The 17,600-nt window shown below is 70.4% G+C and carries 14 protein-coding genes; 3 read left to right on the top strand and 11 right to left on the bottom strand.

From position 1 onward, the window contains the following. Positions 1 to 37: 37 nt before the first annotated feature. The 3 genes from SALMUC_RS21865 to SALMUC_RS21855 all read left to right on the top strand — a co-directional run bounded on the left by SALMUC_RS21865 (position 38) and on the right by SALMUC_RS21855 (position 4,329). The gene (locus SALMUC_RS21865) at positions 38 to 1,072 is read left to right on the top strand and encodes a family 8 glycosyl hydrolase (protein WP_020039304.1); all 1,035 of its coding nucleotides are present in this window, start codon (positions 38 to 40) and stop codon (positions 1,070 to 1,072) included. A 105-nt stretch (positions 1,073 to 1,177) separates the two neighbouring features. Beyond that, positions 1,178 to 2,350, top strand: coding sequence for an HlyD family secretion protein (locus tag SALMUC_RS21860; protein ID WP_020039303.1), 1,173 nt, complete (start codon positions 1,178 to 1,180; stop codon positions 2,348 to 2,350). After that, positions 2,350 to 4,329: a glycosyltransferase gene (locus SALMUC_RS21855; protein WP_020039302.1), complete on the top strand. Its 1,980-nt coding sequence runs from the start codon at positions 2,350 to 2,352 to the stop codon at positions 4,327 to 4,329. The genes SALMUC_RS21860 and SALMUC_RS21855 overlap by 1 nt, the downstream gene beginning before the upstream one ends. A 20-nt stretch (positions 4,330 to 4,349) precedes the next feature. Here the strand turns inward: SALMUC_RS21855 and SALMUC_RS21850 are convergent, their stop codons facing one another. The 11 genes from SALMUC_RS21850 to SALMUC_RS21800 all read right to left on the bottom strand — a co-directional run bounded on the left by SALMUC_RS21850 (position 4,350) and on the right by SALMUC_RS21800 (position 17,403). After that, entirely contained in the window at positions 4,350 to 4,913 is a 564-nt protein-coding gene (locus SALMUC_RS21850) for a hypothetical protein (protein ID WP_020039301.1), read from the bottom strand. Between the two features lie 89 nt (positions 4,914 to 5,002). Beyond that, complete coding sequence (locus SALMUC_RS21845) at positions 5,003 to 6,199, bottom strand: cache domain-containing protein (protein WP_020039300.1); 1,197 nt, start codon at positions 6,197 to 6,199, stop codon at positions 5,003 to 5,005. 196 nt (positions 6,200 to 6,395) lie between these two features. Next, positions 6,396 to 8,195 carry an NAD(P)/FAD-dependent oxidoreductase gene (locus SALMUC_RS21840; protein WP_020039299.1) on the bottom strand — a complete coding sequence of 600 codons (1,800 nt, stop codon included), beginning with the start codon at positions 8,193 to 8,195 and terminating at the stop codon, positions 6,396 to 6,398. A gap of 154 nt (positions 8,196 to 8,349) precedes the next feature. Then, positions 8,350 to 10,107 carry a sigma-54-dependent Fis family transcriptional regulator gene (locus SALMUC_RS21835; protein WP_020039298.1) on the bottom strand — a complete coding sequence of 586 codons (1,758 nt, stop codon included), beginning with the start codon at positions 10,105 to 10,107 and terminating at the stop codon, positions 8,350 to 8,352. Between the two features lie 126 nt (positions 10,108 to 10,233). Continuing rightward, the gene (locus tag SALMUC_RS21830; protein WP_020039297.1) at positions 10,234 to 11,211 is read right to left on the bottom strand and encodes an N-carbamoyl-D-amino-acid hydrolase; all 978 of its coding nucleotides are present in this window, start codon (positions 11,209 to 11,211) and stop codon (positions 10,234 to 10,236) included. Next, positions 11,208 to 11,375, bottom strand: a complete 168-nt coding sequence (locus tag SALMUC_RS31590) for a M20/M25/M40 family metallo-hydrolase (RefSeq protein WP_281168874.1) — start codon at positions 11,373 to 11,375, stop codon at positions 11,208 to 11,210. The genes SALMUC_RS21830 and SALMUC_RS31590 overlap by 4 nt, the downstream gene beginning before the upstream one ends. Positions 11,376 to 11,431: 56 nt before the next feature. Beyond that, positions 11,432 to 12,445, bottom strand: a complete 1,014-nt coding sequence (locus SALMUC_RS21825; RefSeq protein WP_021120811.1) for a hydantoinase/carbamoylase family amidase — start codon at positions 12,443 to 12,445, stop codon at positions 11,432 to 11,434. After that, positions 12,442 to 13,668, bottom strand: coding sequence for a diaminopropionate ammonia-lyase (locus SALMUC_RS21820; RefSeq protein WP_020039295.1), 1,227 nt, complete (start codon positions 13,666 to 13,668; stop codon positions 12,442 to 12,444). The genes SALMUC_RS21825 and SALMUC_RS21820 overlap by 4 nt, the downstream gene beginning before the upstream one ends. Positions 13,669 to 13,676: 8 nt before the next feature. Then, positions 13,677 to 14,450, bottom strand: coding sequence for an ABC transporter permease (locus SALMUC_RS21815; protein WP_020039294.1), 774 nt, complete (start codon positions 14,448 to 14,450; stop codon positions 13,677 to 13,679). Beyond that, positions 14,447 to 16,336, bottom strand: a complete 1,890-nt coding sequence (locus SALMUC_RS31910) for an ATP-binding cassette domain-containing protein (protein WP_021120810.1) — start codon at positions 16,334 to 16,336, stop codon at positions 14,447 to 14,449. Before SALMUC_RS31910 ends, SALMUC_RS21815 begins: the two co-directional genes overlap by 4 nt. Next, entirely contained in the window at positions 16,336 to 17,403 is a 1,068-nt protein-coding gene (locus tag SALMUC_RS21800; protein WP_021120809.1) for an extracellular solute-binding protein, read from the bottom strand. Before SALMUC_RS21800 ends, SALMUC_RS31910 begins: the two co-directional genes overlap by 1 nt. Positions 17,404 to 17,600: the final 197 nt, after the last annotated feature.

Here is a 17,600-nt window from a genome sequence, read left to right as displayed (position 1 = left end):
CAGGCAGACCGATGACCGCGAGAGGCCCGCCCGACCGATGCATCCGTACGACCCGTACAGGCGTTCCGTACTGTTCGCCCTGACCGGCCTCATCGCCGGGAGCGCCGCCGCGCAGGGCGCCCGGCCGGCGCCGCAGCGGGGCGACTGGGAGACGTGGAAAGCCGCCTTCCTCGCGCCCGAAGGGCGGGTGATCGACGACGGGCAGGAGGCGATCAGCCATTCCGAGGGACAGGCCTACGGGCTGCTGCTGGCGCAGGCCTTCGGCGACCGCGAGGCCTTCGAGCGGATCGAGGGCTGGACGCAGCGCCGGCTTGCGACGCGGCAGGACGCGCTGATGGCCTGGAAGTGGCAGGCAGGCGCGGTCGGGGACTGGCGCAACGCGACGGACGGCGACCTGCTGCGCGGCTGGGCCCTGCTGCGGGCGGGCCGGGATTCCGGCTGGACCGGGCACGCGGACAAGGTGGGGCCCATCGCGCGGGCGATCGCGGAGATCTGCCTTGCCCCGGACCCGCGCGCGCCGAAGGAGCCGCTGCTGAAGCCCTCGGACCAGTCGCTCGCGACGGCAGAGACCGTGCTGGTCAATCCCTCGTATTATGTGCCCCGCGCGATGATCGAGTTGGGCGAGGCGACGGGCGTGACGGCGCTTGTCCGGGCCGCCGCGCATGGCGAGACGCTGCTGAGGGACCCGCGCGCCCTGCGCGACTGGGTGAGCGTGACCCGCGAGGGCCCGCGCCCGCCCGAGGGGCTGGCGGATCGCTTTGGCTGGGACGCGCTGCGCATCCCGCTCTACCTCGCATGGTCCGGGCGCTGGCGGCATCCGGCGATGAATGTCGCCGCGCGGCGCTTTTCCGCGGCCCCGGCCCCCGGCCATGTCGCCACGGTGACCGGGCCGGACGCGCACCCGTTGGTTCAGAGCAACGCGCCGGGCTTTCTCGCCGTGGCCGCGCTGGCCGCCCGCCGCGCGCCCCCGGCGTCGGCGGGCGGCACGGCGCAGGGATACTATCCGGCGACGCTTGCGCTGCTGGCGCAGGTCGCCCGGGCCGAAGGTGGTGATGCGGAAGGGCCTCACTGATTTCCGGGACTTGCGCGGGGGCCTGTTCCACGCAGGCGTCATCTGCGAGACCATTTCGCGGTAAAAACCCGTCGCCGGGTCGGTGACAAACCCGGAGACCCTGACATGAAGACGCTTCGCGTGGTCCTGAGCGTGGCCCTGATCCTGTTCGCGCTGTGGGTGATCGTCGGAGAGCAGATGACCGGCGCCAGCGCGAACGCGGTGGTCAATGCCCCCGTCGTGACGGTGCGGGCGCCCACGGCGGGCAACCTGTCGCTGTCCGAGCGGCCCTTCGGCGCGCGCATCCAGGAGGGCGAGGTCATCGCCTCGATCGACGACACGCTCGTCGACACGATCCGGCTGAACGATCTGCGCATGGAACGCGAGTTCGCCTTGGCCGAGGTGACGCGGATCGAGGCGGACCTGGAGAGCACGCGCGCCATGCGCGACAGCCTGATGCAGCGCGCGAACACCTTTCGCGAGAACCGCCTGTCGGAGCTGCGCACGCGGCTTTCGCACGCGCGACGGCGCCTCGCGATCCTCGAGGGCGGCGAGATGCCCGCGGACACGGATCAGCGGCTGATCGACCTCGTGGACGACATGCAGGCCCGCCTGCCGCAGGAGCCCTACGTCGCGCCGCTGGTGCTGGACCACGCGCGCGAGCGGGTCGCGGTGCTGGAGATTGCCCTGCGCGCGGCCGAGGCGGGCGTGTTCCTCGGCGACGGCTACAACGACTCGCCCAACGCCGAGCAGCGCGCGACCGAGCTGGAGAGCGTGATCTCGGGTCTGGAATCGCGGCTGGCCGAGGCGCGGGCACGGCATGCATCGCTGGACCAGCGCACCAGCCGCGAGCGGCTGCGGGTCAACGGCCTGGCCGGCGGCGACATCGTCGCGCCGGTGAACGGGCGCTACTGGGAGACGCTGCAGTCCGACGGCGTGGCCGTGCAGCGCGGCGATCCGATCCTGCGTCTGCTGGATTGCGAGGGGATCGTCGTGACGCTGTCGGTCACGGAAATGGTCTACAACGACCTGCGGATCGGACAGGCCGCCACCTTCCGCCTGTCGGGCGGCGATACCGTGCATGAGGCGCGGGTCGGGCGGCTGGCCGGGACCGGGGCGGAGCGGATCTATCGCAACCTCGCCGTCGCGCCGACACAGAAGCACCTGGAGCGCTACGACGTGACGCTGCAGGTGCCCGGGCTTGCCTCGGACCCCGCGCGCGGCTGCGCGGTGGGCCAGACCGGGCGCGCCTTCTTCGACACCCGCCCGCTCGACTGGCTGCGGGGGCTGCTGCCCTGATGCTGCCCTTCCCTCACCTTGCAGAGCTTGGCGCCTCGGCGGTGCACGTGCTGCTGGTGATCGGCATCGCGGGACTGCTTCCGGGCGTGATCGACCCGCGGCGATCGCTCCACCGCGCGGTCCTGCTGGGTATCGCCGCGGTGCTGGCGCTGCGCTACGCCTGGTGGCGGGGGACCGAGACGCTCGCCCCGTTCGGTCCGAGCTTCGACGCGCTGGCGAGCTGGGCGCTCTTCTCGCTGGAGGGGCTGTCGCTGGTGGGCTCCCTGAGCGCCTTCCTGATCATGTCGCGGGTGCGGCTGCGCAGCGAGGAGGCCGACGCCAACCGCGACTGGTGGGGCGCGCGCGAGCCGCGCGTGGCCATCCTGATCGCCACCTACAACGAGGACAGGGACGTCCTGGAGCGGACCATCGTGGGCGCCAGGTTCCTGCGCCACGAGAACAAGGAGGTGATCGTCTGCGACGACAACCGGCGCGACTGGCTGCGCGGCTACTGCGCCGAGGCGGGCGTGCGCTACATGCGGCGGCCCACGAACGAGGGGCAGAAGGCGGGCAACATCAACCACGCGCTGGACCGGCTGGCCGAGGACGCGGTGGTGCCGGACTACGTCGCCGTGCTGGACGCCGATTTCGTGCCGCACCGGGGGTTCCTGTCGCGGACGCTGGCGCTGTTCCACGCGCCGGACGTGGGGCTGGTGCAGACGCCGCAGCATTTCTTCAACCCCGACCCGATCCAGCACAACTTCAACCTCGGCGCCTCCTACCCCGACGAGCAGCGCTTCTTCTTCGACCACATGCAGCCCTCGCGGGACGGCTGGGGCATCGCCTTCTGCTGCGGCACCTCGTCGGTCTGCCGCTGGGAGGCGCTGCGCGCCATCGGCGGGTTCAACACCGAGTCGGTGACCGAGGACTTCATGCTGACGCTGGCACTGCAGGACGGCGGCTGGCGCACGGTCTACCTGGCCGAGCCGCTGACCGAGGGGCTCGCGCCCGAGGGGCTGAAGGAATACGTCACGCAGCGCGCGCGCTGGTGCCTGGGGCTGATGCAGATCGCGCGGTCCTCGCTGGGGCCGCTGGCGCGCAGCAACCTGCGCCTGCGCGACCGGTGGAGCGTGGTGGATTCGATCCTCTACTGGACGACAACCTTTCCCTTCCGCATCGCGGCCATCGTCTTTCCCCTGCTCTACTGGTTCTTCAACATCACGGTGGTGAACGCCTCGCTGCCCGACGTGATCAGCTACTTCGGGGCCTACTACATCTGGATCCTGATGACGCTGAACCTGCTGAGCCGGGGCATGGTGGTGCCGATCCTGAACGACGTGAGCCAGCTGATCGGGGCCATTCCGATCAGCCGCGCGGCCTTCACGGGGCTGTTCCGGCCGCACGGGCACCCCTTCTCGGTGACGGCCAAGGGCGGCGACCGGTCGAAGGTGGTGGTGCAGTGGCGGATGATGATGCCCTTCCTCGCGGGCTTCGTGCTGACGCTGGTGGGGCTGTTGCTGGCCATCCTGCACGACGGCTTCGCGCATTACGACGCGGGCGACGGCAAGTGGGTGATCCTGTTCTGGACGCTCTACAACCTCGTGGTGCTGGGGGTCGCGTGCCTCGCCTGCATCGAGCTGCCGCGCCGCGAGGTGCATGTCGCGGACCGGCCCGAGCACGTGACCTTCAGCATGGAAGGGCGCGAGCACCGGCTTTGGATCACCTCGCTGACGATGGACACGGTGCGCATCCGGGGGCTGTCGCTGGAAGAGGAGACGCGCGGCACCCTGAGCATCGAGGGCATCCCCGGCCCGATCGAGGCCTACGCGATCTCGCGGCTGCGGGACGGGACGCGCCTGCAGCTGCTGCCCGACGACGCCCAGCGCGAGGCCTTCTTCGTGAAGTTCTACGCCGAGGGGGGCGAGCCGGGCGTCAGCCGGGTCCGGGCGGGCACGCTGATCCGCGACTTCTTCGAGCGATTCACGCCCCGCCGGGACTGAGCGCGCGGCGGGGCGCGGGGTCAGTAGGTGTTGACCGAGACCCCGATGAAGCCCGTCTCGGCGAGAAAGCGGTAGCCGGCGCGCAGGCTGACCGGCCCGTCGCCGATGCGGCTGTTCACCGCGATGGTGCGCTCGTCGTAGGTGTCGCTTCCGCCGGCGGAGAAATCGACCGAGAGCCCCTTGCCGTCGCCGACCTGCACGAGCGCGAACCAGTCGTTGTCGATGGTGTTGAACTGCGCCGCGAGGAACATGAAGCCGAAGGAGGTCGGCTGGTAGCGCTCGGCCACGACCTTGGCGCCGAGGGACCAGTCGTCGGCCTCGTCGGTGGTGCCGAGGCTGGGGCCCAGCTTGAGCGTGCCGATCCCCTCGAAGGCGACGTCGCGGGCGACGAAGGCGCCGCTGCTCCATCCGCCATCGTAGCCGGAGTAGTTGGCGCCGAAGCTGACCTTGCCGCGCGTGCCGGCGAAGACCGCGTCCTGCGTCTCGGGTGCGAGGTCGAACTGGAGGAAGGTGCCGTCGGCCTGCGCCGTGGTGGCCCCGCCGAGCGCGAGCCCGAGGATCGCGAAAAGCCTTGCCTTGATCATGGTGTCTGGTCGTGTCCCTGGCGCATCTAGCGTGTTGGTGGCCGGTTGCCCGCCACGGGGGCGGGCCGGGGCGGGCGTTGTGTCCGGGCTCAGGAGGCCCGCTTGCGCGGCATCCAGTCCGCCGCCGGCGCCTCGGGGCGCTCGCGGTAGACCCGGCCGGTGCCTTCCGGGTCCGGTCGCCCCGCCGCGACGCCGAGGTAGCGGGTGTCTCGGGCCGACTCCCGCGCCCTGAGCGTGGCCAGTTCCGCCTGGATCCGCGCCAGTGCGCGCGACAGGTCCGAGGCCTCGCGCGAGCTGCGGCTTTCGACCGGGTAGACGAGGCTTCCGGCGGCGACGTCGGCAGCGGTGTCCGTCAGGCATTCGAGCGGGCGGAGCAGCAGGCGCAGGACCATCATGGTGGCGCCCAGCACGAAGGTGGCCGCGATGGCGACCGCCAAGATGATGTCGCGCAGCAGCGAGGGCAGCAGGTCGAGGTGGCTGCTCTGGTCGAGCACCGCGAAGACGCGCCAGCCGAAGTCGGGCAGCGACTCGCCCACGAAGCTGGGGGTGAAGGCGTAGAGCCCCTCGGTGTCGCGCAGCAGGCGGAAGGCGCCCGCGGCGTCGGCTCCGAAACTGGCGGCCGCGGCGGCATTCTCGGGCAGCGGGGCCGGCTCGGGGCGGGTGTCGACAAGGGTCCGGCCCCTGCGGTCCTGCACGACCACGTCGATCCGCAGTTCTTCCTTGGCGGTCGCGAGGTAGGAGGCGACCCAGGCCATGCGCAGGCTGTAGACGGCCACGCCGATCGTCTCGCCCTTGGCATCGCGGATGGGCGTGGAAAGGTTCAGGAGGGACTGGGGCTTGTCGTTCTCGTCCCGCGCCAGCGAGCGGCTGTCGAAGGCGTTGCCCACCGCGGGCCTGCGGAGCCCCTCGCGGTACCAGCGCCGTTCGCTGACGTCCTGGCCTTCGCGCAGGCGGTGCGAGCCCGAGATGATGGTTCCGTTCAGGTCGGCGACCCCGGCCCAGGCGACCCGGCCGCCGGCCGCGACCACCGCGTCCATGAAGTCGTTGATGTCGGCCGGCGTCGCGCCGTCGATGGCCCGGGCGACAGCGTGAAGGCTGTCCCATTCCCGCTTGAGCGCCGTGTTGAAGCCCAGCGAGATCGCGTCCGCCCCGCGCATGACCACGTCCTGCTGCAGGCGCGACTGCGCCTCGTTCGCATGCCGTGTCACGGTGACCGCCACGAAGACCGCGGCGATGATGACCGCGACAAGCACGGTGATCGCGGCCCTCGTGAAGGCACGCGGCATGAGACCATGATCCGTAAGACGCATTCTGCCGATCCCCTACCCTGAAAACCTCTTCAACGTCGGTGCGTTAAGGTTAACGCAGGGTTCTGAAGACCAGTGGAATGCGGCCGCTATGAGGCATCTTTTTGTGCATTTCCGGATATCGGCCGGGGCTGCCGCAAGGGAGGCCCCGGCCCGCGCCCGCGGGCGGACGCGATCACGAGAGGTGGTGCACCTCCTGCAGGCCGTAGACGGGGGTGTCGATGCCCTCCATCCGCGCCTTGAGCTGCAACGCCAGATACTGCGAGTAGTGCCGTGACTGGTGCAGGTTGCCGCCGTGGAACCACAGCGCCTCCTGCTGGGTGGGCTTCCACATGTTGCGCTGTTCACCCTCCCAGGGGCCGGGGTCCTTGGTGGTGTCCGAGCCGAGGCCCCAGACCTTGCCCACCTTGTCGGCCATCTCCTGCCCCATGAGGTCGGCGACCCAGCCGTTCATCGAGTTGTAGCCGGTGGCATAGACGATGAGATCGGCCTCGAGCTTTTCGCCGGTGTCGAGCATGACGCCGTCCTCGACCACCTCGACCACCTGGCCGGCGGCCAGCTTGACCTCGCCGTCGATGATGAGCTGGCTGGCGCCCACGTCGATGTAGTAGCCCGAGCCGCGGCGCAGGTACTTCATGAAGAGGCCCGAACCGTCGTCGCCCCAGTCGAGCTTGAACCCGGCCTTCTCGAGCCCCTCGTAGAAGTCCTTGTCGCGCTCCTTCATCTGCTCGTAGAGCGGGATCTGGAACTCGTGCATGATCCGGTAGGGCAGCGAGGCGAAGATCAGGTCGGCCTTTTCCGTTGTCATGCCCTTCTGCACGGCCTCTTCCGAGTAGAGCGCACCGAGCCCGATATCCATGAGCGTGTCCGAGCGCACGATATGGGTCGAGGAGCGCTGCACCATGGTCACGTCGGCATCGTGCTCCCAGAGCGCGGCGCAGATGTCATGCGCCGAGTTGTTGGAGCCGATCACCACGCATTTCTTGCCGGCATAGGCATCGGGGCCCGGGTGCTGGCTGGAATGGTGCTGGTCGCCCTTGAAGGTGTCCATGCCGGGGAAGTCGGGCATGCGCGGCTTGCCGGACATGCCGGTCGCCATGACCAGCTGCTTGGGCTTCAGCACGACCTCTTCTCCGTCGCGGTCGACCACCACGGTCCATTCGCCCTTGGCCGCGTCGTAGCTGGCGGATTTCGCCGTGCTGCGCGTCCAGTAGTTCAGCTCCATGACCTTGGTATACATCTCGAGCCAGTCGCCGATCTTGTCCTTGGGCGCGAAGACGGGCCAGTTGTCGGGGAACTTGATGTAGGGAAGGTGGTCGTACCAGACCGGGTCATGCAGGCAGAGCGACTTGTAGCGCTTGCGCCAGCTGTCGCCGGGCCGATCGTTGCTTTCGAGGATGATGGTCGGCACGCCGAGCTGCCGCAGCCGCGCGCCCAGCGCGATGCCGCCCTGCCCGCCGCCGACGATGACGGTGTAGGGCTGTTCCTCGTAGCCCAGCGTCGCAAGCTCGTGCTCGCGCGCCTCCTTCCAGGTGGCGCGGTTCTTGTCCGCGCCGTGGCGGGCGCCGAGCGGACGGTCGAAGCCGCGCGGCTCCTCGTGGCCCTTGAGCTCGACCATCGCGGTGAGCAGGGTCCAGATCCTGCCGTCCTTCAGCCGCAGGAGCCCGTAGCCGCGCGCGACGTCGGTCTCGAACTGGATCCAGGCGGTGGTGACGCCGTCGGCCTCCTCGGGCATCTCGCCCTCGGCGACCTGCCAGTTGCGGGGCCGGGTCGTGGCGAGCTGGTGGTTCAGCATGTCCTCGACCTGGTCGCGGCCCTCCACGGTCTTGAGGTTCCAGGTGAATGCCACGAGGTCGCGCCAGTAGCAGTCCTCGAGGAACATGTCGCGCGCGGCGGCGATGTCGCCGCGTTCGAGCGCCCCTCCGAAGTCGTCCAGGAACGCCTGGGTGCGGTCGAGAACCGTTGAATCGAGCATGTCGTCCTCCCTTTTGGTCTGTCTCTCTCCCTTGGAAATCGTCACACGCGGGCGGGCGGCGGCGCCACGGCCGCGGCCGTCCGGACCCGGAAAATCCGCCCTGCGCGGGCCGGGCCGTTGCGCGCGCAACACCGCGCAACGGGGGCTGTTGCGCCTACTGCGGCGGGGTGAGCCCCGCCTTGCGCACGCGGCGCATCACCGTCGAGCGGTTGACGCCCAGCCGCCGCGCGGCCTGCGCCATGTTCCAGCCGCAGGCGTCGAGGATCGCCTCGAGCCCCTCGTCGGGGGCGCTTTCGCGCCGGGCGGCGAAGCAGGGGGCGGGCAGGTCCGGCAGGTCGATCACCCGGCCCTCGGCCACGGCGGCGGCGACGCGGAGGACGCTTTCCAGCTCGCGGATGTTGCCGGGCCATTCGCGGCCCTGAAGCTCGGCGCGGGCGGCGGGCGAGAGGCCCATGTCGGGGACGCCGCTGCGGCGCAGGGCGCGGTCGATGAGCCAGGCGAGATCGTGGCGCAGGCGCAGGGGCGGCAGGCGCAGCCGGTCGCCCGCCAGCCGGAAGAAGAGCTCGGGGCGGAAGGTGCCCTCCTGCGCGGCGCGGGCGAGGTCGGTGCGGACCGAGGCGACGGGGCGCAGGTCCGCACGCGATTCCAGCAGGGCCAACAATGCGCCCTGCGCCTCGGGGCCCAGATCCTCGACCCCCTTGAGGAAGAGTGTGCCCGCGCGCGCCTCGGCGAAGGCCTGCAGGGTGCCAGGCGTGGCGCTGGCGCAGTGCAGGCGGTGGAAGGCCCGCTCGGGCGGGCCGCAGACGTGGATCGCGCGGGCGAGCGTCTCCTTGCCGGTGCCGGTCTCGCCCTCGATCAGCAGGGGCACGGGGGTCGCGGCCAGCCGCGCGGCGCGGTGCAGCAGCGGCTCGAGCACCGGCTCGGCGCCGCAGAGGCTGGAGAGGCCGCCGGGCAGCTGCGCCGGGCCGCCGCGCCCGGGAACGCGGGGTTTCTGCGGCGCGATGGCATGGCCGAAGAGGCCCCGGCCGTCCCTGAGGCGGATGACCCGGTCCTCGGTCGGGCGGCCGCGCATGAGGTCGGGCAGGTCGTCGACCGAAAGGTCGATGTGGCGGCCGACGGGGGTGCCGATCAGCGGCCCGCCGTCCTCGGGCGCGAGCAGCGTCTGTGCCGCGTGGGTGAGCCCGACGATGCGGCCGGAGCCGTCCAGCGCCACCGCCGCCTCGGGGTCGACCTCGAGAAACTCGGGCGAGCTGGAGAGCCGCAGCACCCAGTCGCGGCGGGTGGTGGCCATGAGGTTCGCCATCTCGACGCGCCGGGCCGAGGCCCGCACGAGGTTCATGGCGAGGTTCTGGCTGGATTTCGGCGAGGGCGAGCGCAGCAGCGAGATGTCGAGCACCGCCGTCAGCTGCCCCTGCGTGTCGTAGATCGGCGCGGCGGTGCAGGAGAGCGGCGTGTGGGCCAGCCCGAAGTGATCGCTCTGGTGGATCGTGACGGCCTCGCCGGTCACGAGGCAGGAGCCCACGCCGCAGGTCCCGGCGAGATCCTCGGACCAGTCGGAGCCGAGGTAGAGCCCGGCCTCGCGCAGTTCGTCCTCGAAACGGGGATCGCCGAAGAAATCGACGCAGACGCCCTCGGCATCGGCCAGCAGCAGGACGTAGTTCTGCCCGGCCACCTGCCGGAAGAGCGACCGCAGGCCCGAGCGCGCCGTGGCGATCAGGCGCTCGGACTGTTCGCGGTGCCGCCTGAGTTCGGCCTCGGTGACGATATGCGCCGCCTCCGCGCGGGCGGGGTCCATGCCGTAGGTCTCGACGCAGCGGCGCCAGCTGTCGATGACCAGCGCATCGCGCAGATCGGCGGTCGGCTGACCGCGCAAGGCGCTGTCGATCTCCCTGACGTGAGCCAGATCGCGCAAACCATCCTCCCCCAGCTTGCGCGGCGACGATAGCACGACAGGGCGCGCAAGACGACTGATCCTTCCGTCGAAGGGCCGCGCCGGGCGCTGCGGGAGCGCGCCCGGCCCGGCAGGGGCGCGCGGCCCTCAGTCGGCGCTGGCGGTGAAGCGGCTGTTGCGGGTGATCTCGGCGCGCTCCTCGGCGCGGGCCTCGGCGCCTTCGCAGATCGGGCCGTAGTCGCCCGGCTCGCGGTGGAGCGCGAAGTTGAAGACGTTCTCGCGCAGCTCGCGGCAGCGGTCGAGGTCGATCTCGGCCACGGCCACCTCGTCGCCCACGCCCTGCGTGCGGGCGATGATCTCGCCCGTGGGGGCGATGATGCAGGAGCCGGCGATCAGGTCGCAGCCCTCCTCGCGGCCGGCCTTGGCTGTGCCGATGACCCAGGCACCGTTGGCATAGGCGCCGTGCTGCATCGAGAGGTGGTTGTGGAAGTCCTGCAGGTGATCGTGCTCGGGCGCCTGCGGGTAGTGCTGCGGCGTGTTGTAGCCGAGCATGATGAGCTCGGCGCCGCGCAGTCCGAGCACGCGGAAGGTTTCCGGCCAGCGGCGGTCGTTGCACAGGCACATGCCCAGCGTGCCGCCCATGGCCTCGAAGACCGGGAAGCCGAGGTCGCCATGCTCGAAATAGCGCTTCTCGAGGTGCTGGAAGCGGCGCCAGTCCTCGTGGTTGTAGTGCCCCGGCAGGTGGACCTTGCGATACCTGCCCGCGATCTCGCCCTCGGGGGTGACGAAGATCGAGGTGTTGAAGCGCCGCGTGGTGCCGCCCTCGTGCAGGAGTTCCGCGTAGCCGAGGTAGAAGCCGACGCCCAGCCGTTTCGCCGCCTCGAAGAGGGGCGCGGTGTCGGGGCCGGGCATTTCGGTCTCGTAGAAGGCGTCGAGCTCGTCGCCTTCGAGCAGCCAGCGCGGGAAGAAGGTGGTCAGCGCCAGCTCGGGAAAGACCACCAGGCGCGCGCCGCGCGAATGGGCGGTCTCCATGAGCGCGATCATGCGCGCGACGGCGGAGGCGCGCGGTTCATCCCGCGCGATGGGGCCAAGCTGTGCGGTTGCGACGACGATGCTGCGACTCATGACTTGGGTCCTTTCGAGACGCCCGCGCGGTCGAGGGCGACCTCGGCCAGCAGGCGCGCGCCCCGGACGAGGTCCTCGGGCGCGGTGTATTCCTGGATGTTGTGGCTGATGCCGTCCTTCGACGGCACGAAGATCATGGCGGAGGGGCAGCGCGGCGCGAACATCTGCGCGTCGTGCCCGGCGCCCGACGGCATGTGCCGGTGGCTGTACGCCCAGCCGGTCAGCGGCCTGCGCGACCTGCGCCACGACGGCCCGCGTCGAAGACCACCGGCTCGAACCGGGCGAGGCTGCGGCGGGTGACGGTGCAGCCCTCGGCCCTTGCGGCCTCCTCGGCGAAGGCGAAGAGGCGGGCCTCGGCCTGTTGCAGGCGGTCCTCGTCGGAGTGGCGCAGGTCGACGGTGAAGGTCGCGCTTTCGGGCACCACGTTGACGAGGTCCGGGGACAGGGAGAGCCGGCCCACGGTGGCGACCTGCGGCGGGCCGAAATCGCGGGCGATGGCGCGGGCCTCCATCGCGATGCCGGCGGCGACGTGGCCGGCGTCGTGGCGCAGGGGCATGGGCGTGGTGCCCGCGTGGGCCGAGCGGCCGGAGACGGTGAACTCGGTCCAGGAAATGCCCTGCACGCCGGTGACCACGCCGATCTGCAGCGCCTCGGTCTCGAGCACGGGGCCCTGTTCGATGTGCAGCTCGAGGTAGGCGGCGGGTTTCAGCGCGCCGGCAGGCGCCGGGCCGCGCGCGCCGATGCCGTCCAGCGCCTCGCCCACGGTGGTGCCGTCGATGCCGGGGCTTGCGAGCATCTGTTCGAGGTCCAGCGCGCCCTGCGCGACGCCCGAGCCCATCATGTCGGGGGCGAAGCGCGCGCCCTCCTCGTTGGTGAAGAAGACGACGCAGAGGGGGTGGTCGGTCTCGATCCCGGCCTCCAGCGCGCTTTCGATCACCTCGAGGCCCGCCAGCACGCCGAGCGTGCCGTCGTAGAGGCCGCCGGTCGCGACGGTGTCGATGTGCGAGCCCATGACGACGGGCGGCAGGTCGCGCTTGCCGGGGCGGATGGCCCAGGTGTTGCCGATGACGTCGGTGGCGATCTCGAGGCCCAGCTCGCGGAACCAGCCGGTGACGAGCGCGCGGCCCTCGGCGTCCTCGGGCGTGAGGGCGAGGCGCTTGCAGCCGCCGCCCGGGAGCGCGCCGATGCGGCCAAGCTCGGCGATGCGGGACGAGAGGCGATCGGCGTCGATCATGCCCCTGCCCTCACCTCGTCCGCGCTGCGGCCGACCAGTTCGGCGTAGAGGCCGGGGTCGGTGTCGGCCTCGGAGCCGAAGACCAGCACCCGCGAATCCGCGTCCAGCCCCAGCGCCTCGCGCGCGGGGGCGTGGCCTGCGACCGAAAGGAGCGCGGCGAGCCCCGCGACGGCGCTTTCGCCCGCCACGATCACCGGATCGCCCGGCAGCGGATCGGCCAGCCGGCGCATCATCGCGACGGCCTCGTCGTCGCGGACCGAGACGGTGGCGCAGGCGAGCGGCTTGAGCACCTCCCAGGCGAGCAGCGAGACCTCGCCGCAGGCAAGCCCGGCCATGAGCGTGTCGAGATCGCCGTGCACCGGGGTCGGCGCGCCGCTGCGGAAACTCTCGAGCCAGCAGGCCGAGCGGTCGGGGTCGGCAAGGATCACGCGGGGTGCGCGGGCGCCGTAGCGGCGGCGCATCTGGGCCGCGATCGCCGCCGCCATGCCGCCGACGCCGGTCTGCACGAAGACGTGGGTGGGCGGCTCCGGCAGGGCATCGGCGGCCTCGGCGGCCATGAGCTCGTAGCCCTGCATCACGTCCTTGGGGATCTCGGTGTAGCCCGGATAGGAGGTGTCGGAGACCACGGTCCAGCCCTCGGCCTGCGCGGTGCGGTCGGCCTCGCGCACGCTGTCGTCGTAGTTGCCGTCGCAGCGGCGGACCTCGGCGCCGTAGGCCTCGATGGCCTCTTTCCGGCTCTCGGAGACGGTGGCGTGGATGAAGATCACGCAGTTGCAGCCGAAGGTGCGCGCCCCCCATGCGACCGAGCGCCCGTGGTTTCCGTCGGTCGCGCAGCAGACGGTGATGCCGCGCACCACGTCGTCGTGATCCCCGGCGAGGATCTGGGCCACGGTGGCGGCGACGCCCTTCTTCGCCTCGATGGTGCGCACCAGCAGGCGCAGCACGGCATAGGCGCCGCCCAGCGCCTTGAAGCTGCCGAGGCCGAAGCGCGAGCCCTCGTCCTTGTAGTGCAGCGCGGCGACGCCGGCCTCTGCCGCCAGTCCCGGCAGGCTGCGCAGCGGGGTCGGCGCATAGCCCGGCCATGCCGAGATGGTCGCCTTCGCCGTGTCGAAGGCCGCGTCGTTCAGCACCGCCTGCTGCGCCTCGCCATAGGGCGCGGCGGGGTCGAAGTGGGGGTTGGAGATCAGCTCGGCGCTTGTGCCGAGCGGGCTGTCGAATTGCATGAGGGTCCTCATCTTGGGCGCCCGGAGCGGCGGCGGATGGTCTCGGCCAGCACCACGAGCGCGATGTTGCCCAGCACGATCAGCACGGCGAGCGCGTTGAGGCCGGGAGACAGGTTGAAACGGAAGTCGGAGGCCACGAGCACCGAGAGCGGCTGCGCGCGCCCGCTGAGAAAGGCCGTCAGGACGTATTCGGCCGAGGAGAGCACGAAGGCGATCACCCAGGAGGCCATGAGCCCGTTGCGCATCAGCGGCAGGGTCACGCGGCGGAAGCACTCCCACCTCGAGGCGCCGAGATCCTCGGCGGCCTCGATGAGCCGCAGGTCGATGCGGATCAGCACCGATGCGATGATGATGGTGCAAAAGGGCAGCACGATCACCGCCTGCGCGAGGATCACGGTCCAGAGGCCGCGCCCCAGCCCCAGCTCCTTGAGCAGGATGAGCTGGCTGACCGCGAGGATCAGCTTGGGCACGAGGAAGGGCAGCAGCAGGATCACGACCATGCCCCCGCGAAAGCGCATCGGGTAGACCGTGAGCGAGAGCGCCGCCAGCGCGCCGAAGAGCGTCGCGAGGATGGCGACCGGAAAGGCGGTCTTGAGCGTGGTCAGGAAGCCGCCGCCGAGGCGGCCGTCGCGCAGGATCTCGGCATACCAGTCCAGCGTGAAGCCCTGCAGCGGGAAGGCCATGACGTCGGAGGCGTTGAGCGAGAACAGCAGGATGATCGCGATCGGCAGGTACATGAAGCCGAAGACCAGCCAGACCCAGCTTTTGGCGACAGCACTCATGCCCGGCCCTCCACGAGACTGGAGCGGCGGATCGCCAGCGCGCCGGCGGCGAAGGCCAGCATGAGGATCGCCAGCATGGTCCAGGCGATGGCCGAGCCGAGCGGCCAGTCGAAGGCGGTGCCGAAGAGGTCGTTGATCGCCGATATGATGGTGATGCCCGAGGCGCCGCCCAGAAGCTGCGGCGTCAGGTAGTCGCCCGCGACCATGAGGAAGACCATCAGCCCGCCCGCGATGAGCCCCGGCGAGGTCAGCGGCAGCGTCACGCGGCGGAAGCGCTCCCAGCCGGGGGCGCCGAGGTCGGCGGCAGCCTCGAGCCAGGCGTCGTCCAGCGCCTCGAAGGCGAGCCAGAGGCCGATCACCATGAAGGGCAGGTAGTTGTAGGTCAGCGCGATATGGGTCGCGAGCGGGCTGAAGAGCAGCCCCTGCAGCGGCGCGTCGATGACGTTCAGCCACATGAGCGTGCTGTTGATGACCCCCTCGGCCCCCAGCAGCACGCGCCATGCGAAGATGCGCACGAGGTCGCCCGAGTAGAGCGGCACCAGCAGCAGCGTCAGCAGGGTGGATTTCGCCGGCCCCACGCGCTTGGCGAGGAACCAGGCCACCGGGTAGGCGATGACCGCGGTGATCGCCACCACCAGCAGCGCCGAACCGAAGGCGCGGGCGATGAGACCGCGGTAGGTCTCGGACCCGGCGATCTTGACGTAGTTGGCCAGCGTCGGATCGCGCGAGATGGCAACGAAATCGACCTGGAAGAAACTGTAGACGAAGAGGATCGCCAGCGGCGCGATGCAGAGCGCCAGCAGCGCCGCCACGACCGGGCTTGCGAGCAGGGTTCCGATGCGTCTCATGCGGCGATCCACGCGCGGTCGGAGTCGAAATGCAGCGCGACGGTCTCGCCCGCGGGCGGGGGCGGATCGCCCGCGCCGCCATGGGTGGCCTGCAGGATCAGGTCCCCGGCGCGACATTCCACCAGCCAGTCCGAGCCGCGAAAGACGCAGTGCGTGACCGTGGCGGGGATGCCCGTCGGGGGCGAGGTGCACCTGCTCGGGGCGCAGGCAGAGCACCGCCTCGCCCTGCGCGCCGGGCGCGGCGGGGCAGGTGAATGCGCCGATGGCGGTCCCGATCGTCGCGCGGTCCCTTTCCTGCCCGCGGATCTTGCCCGGCACGCAGGTGGCGCCGCCGATGAAGTCGGCGACCCAGGCGGTGCGGGGATGGGCGTAGATGTCCTCGGGGCGGCCCTGCTGCTCGATCCGGCCGTCGCGCATCACGATGATGCGGTCCGAGAGGGCAAAGGCCTCTTCCTGGTCGTGGGTCACGTGCAGGAAGGCCATGCCGAGGCGGCGTTGCAGGTCCTTGAGCTCGATCTGCATGTCCTTGCGCATCCGCCGGTCGAGCGCCGAGAGCGGCTCGTCCAGCAGCAGCAGGCGCGGTTCGTTGACGATGGCGCGGGCCAGCGCGACGCGCTGCTGCTGCCCGCCCGAGAGCTGAGCGGGGCGGCGGTTGGCGAAGTCCTGCATCTGCACGGTCTTCAGCACGTCGTGGGCGCGGGTCGTGACCTTGGCGCGGGGCGTGTCGCCGTAGGCGAGGCCGAAGCAGACGTTTTCCAGCACCGTGAGGTGGGGAAAGAGCGCGTAGCTCTGGAACACGGTGTTGATCGGACGGCGCGCGGCGGGCACCGGGTCGAGCCGGTCGCCGTCGAGCCGCAGCGCGCCCGAGGTCACGGCCTCGAACCCGCCGATCATCCGCAGGATCGAGGTCTTGCCGCAGCCCGAGGGTCCGAGAAGCGTGACGTAGCTGTTTTCGGCCAGGGTGAAATCCACCCCGGCCACGGCCTCGACACGGTCGTAGATCTTGGACAGTCCCGAAGCTTCGAGAAGAGGCAACATCAGCTGGCCTTGACCTCGTTCCAGAGGGCGACCCACTCGTTGTAGCGCGGCGGGTTCTTCTTCCAGACGAAGCTGTCCATGACCGAGAGGTCGTCGACGAAGATCTTCGACTGCTCCTCGGGCGAGAGCATGTCGCGCGCGGCCGAGGTCGATTGCGCGTAGGGGCCGCCCACCGCGAGCATCTTGCCGTATTCCGGTCCGAGCAGGTAGTTGACCAGCTCCAGCGTGGCGTCCAGCCGGTCGCCCTCGAGGCCCTTGGGCACGGCGACGGTGTCGCACCAGCCGATGACGCCGGCCTCGGGCTTGGCCATGCCCATGTCGATGCCCTTGTCACGCAGGTCGTAGTAGGGCGGCACCCAGGAGAAGGCGCAGACCACCTCGCCGGTGGCGAAGAGGTTGGTCAGGTCGCTGATCGAGTTCCAGTAGGTGCGCAGCTTGGACTTCTGGATCATCAGCACGCGCTTGACCTCGGCGAGCTGCTTGTCGTCCATGTCGAACATCTCGGACTCGGGGATGCCGAGATACATGGCGGCGATCATGATGCCCTCGAGCGCGTAGTCGCGCATGGCGAGCTTGCCGTTGTACTTGTCGCCCTCGAAGAAGACCGACCAGTCGGGTTCCTCGTCCATGAGGTCGGCGCGGTAGACGATGGGGTTGATGCCCCAGTAGAAGGGGATGCCGTAGGTCTCGCCGTCGACCTTGCCCAGCGGGGTCTGCTTGAAGGTGTCGTAGAGCAGGCTGGCGTTGGGCACCTTGTCGAAGTCGATCGGCTGCAGCAGGTCCGAGGCGGTGTAGAATTCCACCTTGTCGAGGCCGGGCGTGATCAGGTCGACCGAGGAGGCGCCCCCGGCGCGCAGCTTGGCGAACTGCTCGTCGTCGGTGCCGATGAAGGTCTTGGTGAGCGAGACGTCGTGCGCGTCGAGGAAGGGCGCGAGATAGTCGTCCTTGGCCAGGTTCTCCCAGGTCATCCAGAGGATGTCGGTGGCGGCAAGGGCGCGGGTGGCGGGGGCCAGCGCCCCCAGCGCGGTGCCCGCGAGGGCGGACTGCAGAAGCATTCGGCGGTTCATGGCGTTTCTCTCTGTTGTGTCCTTGTCGTGTTCTTGTCCGGCGCTGCGTGGTGTCGGCCGGCGGGGTCGTTCCTGGTGAGCCCGGCCCGCCGTCCGGCGCGCCGTTGGGTCCATGCCGCCAAGGTGGAGCGAAAAATGATTTTCATAAAGCGTTAACAGGTGAAAATTGCATTGCAAGCAGGACCTGCTCATGAAAG

Origin of the sequence: Salipiger mucosus DSM 16094 (assembly GCF_000442255.1) — a bacterium.
Lineage (GTDB): Bacteria > Pseudomonadota > Alphaproteobacteria > Rhodobacterales > Rhodobacteraceae > Salipiger > Salipiger mucosus.
This window is presented reverse-complemented; position numbering and strand designations above follow the sequence as displayed.